General features: G+C 74.5%; 1 protein-coding gene. It reads right to left on the minus strand.

Annotation, left to right across the window (positions count from 1 at the left end):
- On the minus strand, nucleotides 1–4,428 hold a 4,428-nt coding region (locus tag VFZ92_RS02915), incomplete at both ends, for an SDR family NAD(P)-dependent oxidoreductase (protein ID WP_330874095.1).

A 4,428-nucleotide genomic window follows, 5' to 3' on the forward strand; every position in this document is an offset into this window, starting at 1 on the left:
AGCCGACCAGTCCACCTGCGGCGTCGGCTCGTCCACGTGCAACGTCGCAGGCACCACACCGTGCCGCATCGCGAGGACCATCTTGATCACACCCGCCACACCCGCGGCGGCCTGAGTGTGCCCGATGTTCGACTTCACCGACCCCAGCAACAACGGCGTCGACCGGTCCTGCCCGTAGGTCGCCAACAACGCCTGCGCCTCGATCGGATCACCCAACCTCGTGCCCGTACCGTGCGCCTCGACCACATCGACGTCCGACGTGGACAGACCCGCACTGGCCAAGGCCTGCCGGATCACCCGTTCCTGCGAGGGCCCGTTGGGCGCGGTCAGGCCGTTGGACGCGCCGTCCTGGTTCACCGCCGAACCGCGCACCACCGCCAACACCTCGTGGCCGTTGCGGCGGGCGTCGGACAGGCGTTCCAGCACCAGCACGCCGACGCCCTCGCCCCAGCCGGTTCCGTCCGCCGACGCGGCGAACGCCTTGCACCGCGAGTCCGGCGCGAGCCCGCGCTGACGGCTGAACGCGATCAGCGCGTCGGGCGTCGACATCACGGTCACGCCGGAGGCCAGTGCCATCGTGCACTCGCCCTGCCGCAGCGACTGCGCCGCCCAGTGCATCGCGACCAGCGACGACGAGCACGCCGTGTCCACGGTGACCGCCGGACCTTCCAGGCCGAAGGCGTAGGACACGCGGCCGGACACCACGCTCGCCGACGTGCCGGTGATCAGGTAGCCGTCGTCGCTCGTGGCCGTGTTCGCCAGCAGGGCCGCGTAGTCCTGGCCGTTGGTGCCCGCGAACACGCCGGTCCGGCTGCCGCGCAGGGTGGTCGGGTCGATGCCCGAGTTCTCCAGCGCCTCCCACGACGCCTCCAGCAGCAACCGCTGCTGCGGGTCCATCGCCACCGCCTCACGCGGCGAGATCCCGAAGAACCCCGCGTCGAAGTCACCCACCTCGTGCAGGAAACCGCCCTCGCGGACGTAGCACGTGCCGTCGTGGTCGGGGTCCGGGTGGTACAGCCCGTCGAGGTCCCAACCGCGGTTGTCCGGGAACCCCGCCACCGCGTCACCACCCTCGACCAACAACCGCCACAGGTCTTCCGGCGACCGCACCCCACCGGGGAACCGGCAGCTCATCCCCACGATCGCGATCGGCTCGTCGGTGGTGGCGGTGACCGCGACCGGAGCTTCCCGCTGCTCGCCGAGGAGCTGTGCCTTCAGGTGGTCGGCCAGCGCGCGGGGCGTCGGCCGGTCGAACACGAGCGTGGCGGAGAGCCTCAACCCGGTCGCGGTGGCCAGGCGGTTGCGCAGCTCCACCGCGGTCAGCGAGTCGAAGCCCTGCTCCTTGAACGCGCGCCCGACCTCCACACCGTCCGCGGACGGGTGTCCGAGCACGACGGCGGCGTGCGTGCGCACGAGGTCCACCAGCAGCTCGTCCTGCTCCTCGGCGGTGAGGCCCGCGAGCCTGCCCGCGAGCGACGGGGCTCCGGCGGACGACCCGCCCGCCACCGCGCGCCGGGTCGTGCCGCGGACGAGACCGCGCACCAGAGCGGACGTCCCGCTCATCGCCGGGAGGTCCAGGTTCGCGGTGACCAGCACCGCGTCCCCGGTGCTGCGCGCCGCGTCGAACAGCGCGAGACCGTCCTGGGTGGACAGCGGACGCACACCGTCGCGGGACATCCGGCGCAGCTCGGTCTCGGTCAGGTGGCCGGTCATCCCGCTGCGCCGCGCCCACAGGCCCCACGCCAGCGACACGGCGGGCAGCCCGAGCGCCCGCCGGTGCAGCGCCAGCGCGTCCAGGAACACGTTCGCGGCGGCGTAGTTCGCCTGGCCCGCGGTGCCGAACAGACCGCCCACGGAGGAGAACAGCACGAACGCCGACAGGTCCAGGTCCCTGGTCAGCTCGTGCAGGGCGAGTGCCGCGTCGACCTTCGGCCGCAGCACGGGCGTGACCCGCTCCGGCGTCAGCGACTCCACGGTGCCGTCGTCGAGGACACCGGCCGCGTGCACGACCGCGTCCAGCGGGTGCTCGGCGGGGATGCCGTCGAGCACGGCCCGCAGCGCGGCGACGTCGGCGACGTCGCACGCTTCGAGGACCACCGACGCGCCCAGGTCGGCCAGTTCCGCGAGGAGTTCGGTGGCACCGGGCGCGGCCGGTCCGCTCCGGCTGAGCAGGAGCAGGTGGCGCACGCCGTGGTGCTCCACCAGGTGCCGGACGACGAGCTCGCCGATCCCGCCGGTCGCGCCGGTCACCAGGACGGTGCCGCCGGGCCGGAACCCGACCTCGGCCTGGCCGGGTTCGGCGCGCGCCAGCCGGGGCGCGGTCGCGGTCCCGTCGCGCAGCGCGATCTCGGACTCGCCCGCCGCGAGCGCTCGGGGCACCAGGGACGCCTGCGTCGCGTCGGCCAGGTCCAGCAGCCCGAACCGGTCGGCGTGCTCCGCGAGCGCGGACCGCACGAGCCCCCACACCGGCGCGTTGACCAGGTCGTCGCCGGTGACCGCGCCGCTGGTCGTGAAGACCAGCCTCGACGAGGCGAACCGCTCGTCGGCGAGCCACTCCCGCACCAGCGCGAGCGCGTGCCGCACCGACCGGTGCACCGCGTCGGCACCACCGCCGTGCACGTCCGTGAACGGCACCAGCACCGTGCCCGGCGCGTCCGGCAGGGACGCCAGGTCGTGGTGGACCGGTCCCGCCAGCCCGAACGGGTCCTCGCCCAGCACGACGAACTCCACGCCCGCCGCGGGCAGCCGCACCTCGGCCCGGTCGACCCGGAACAGCGAGTCCCGGTGCGCCCGACCGGTGCCGAACGGCTCGCCGAGGACCACCGCGTCCGCCTCCGCCACCGGGGTGCCCGCCGGGTCGACCAGCACGACCGACACGGTCGACCGGTCCACGGTGGACAGGTCGGCTCGGACGGCGTCCGCGCCCGACGCGTGCAGGCGGAAACCCCGCCACGTCAGCGCGATCCGGCCGTCGTCCGGCAGCGCCGCCGCCAGCAGCGCCGGGTGCAGCCCGAACCGGCTCGCGTCGACGTCGAGCGGTGGCGCGACGTCCACCGCCCGGTCCGCGGAGCGCGGAGCGCCGACGGCTCCGGCCAGCACACCGCTCGCGTGCCGCTCCCACGGCACGTCCGCGCCCTCGGGCCGCGAGTGCACGGCGACCGCGCCGTCCTCGCCGACCACGACCTGCACCAGGGTGCCCTCCTCGGAGAGCGCCAGGGGCGCGTGCACCACCAGTTCCTCGACCAGGTCGAAGCCGACCTCGTCACCCGCCCGCACGGCCAGTTCCACGAACGCCGCGCTCTGCACGGCCTGGTCGGCCAACCAGGCGTGCGACGACGACGAGACCCGTCCCGTGAGCACGACGTGCCCGTCCGCGAGCCGGACGGCGGCACCCAGCAGCGGGTGGTCCACCCCGCCGAGGCCCGCGGCGCCGAGGTTGCCGGCACCGGTCCCGGACTCCAGCCAGAACCGCTCGCGCTGGAAGGCGTACGTCGGCAGCCCGACCCGGCGTCCGCCGTCCACCACGGGCGTCCAGTCGACCGCGACACCGCGCACCCACAGCTCCGCCGCCGAGGTGAGGAACCGCTCCCGGCCTCCCTCTCCGCGCCGCAGCGATCCGGCGACCACGGCGGCGGGCGCCGAGTCCTGCACCGCGCCCGTCAGCACCGGGTGAGCGCTCACCTCGACGAACGCGCCGACGCCGTCGGCGGCCAGCGCTCCGATCGCCGACTCCAGTTCCACGGTCCGCCGCAGGTTGCGGTACCAGTAGTCGGCGTCCAGCGTCGCGGAGTCCACGTACCCGACGTCCGCGGTCGAGTAGAACGGCACCCGCGGCGCCACCGGCCGCACCGGCTCCAGCAGGGTCGCCAGCTCGTCCCGCAGCGCTTCCACGTGCACCGAGTGCGACGCGTAGTCCACCGCGACCCGCCGAGCCCGCACACCGTCGGCCTCGCAGGCCGCCACCAGCCCGTCGAGCGCGTCGACGTCGCCGGACACCACGGTCGCCGACGGCCCGTTCACCGCCGCGACCGACACCCGGCCCGCCCACCGGTCGATCGACGTGCGGACCTCGTCGGCGGGCAGCGCCACCGACACCATGCCACCACGACCAGCGATCCCCAGGATCGCCCGCGACCGCAACGCCACCACCCGAGCACCGTCGACCAACGACAGAGCCCCAGCCACCACCGCCGCCGCGATCTCACCCTGCGAGTGGCCCACCACCACCGACGGCTCGACACCCAGCGACCGCCACACCTCCGCCAGCGACACCATCACCGCCCACAGCACCGGCTGCACCACATCGACCCGCTCCAACGCCTCCGCGTCCGACAGAGCCGCGATCAAGTTCCAGTCGACGAACTCCGCCAACGCCCCCGCGCACTCCGCCATCCGCGCCGCGAACACCGGGGAGTGCTCCAGCAGCTC

This window comes from Umezawaea sp. (assembly GCF_036375055.1).
Taxonomy (GTDB): domain Bacteria; phylum Actinomycetota; class Actinomycetes; order Mycobacteriales; family Pseudonocardiaceae; genus Umezawaea.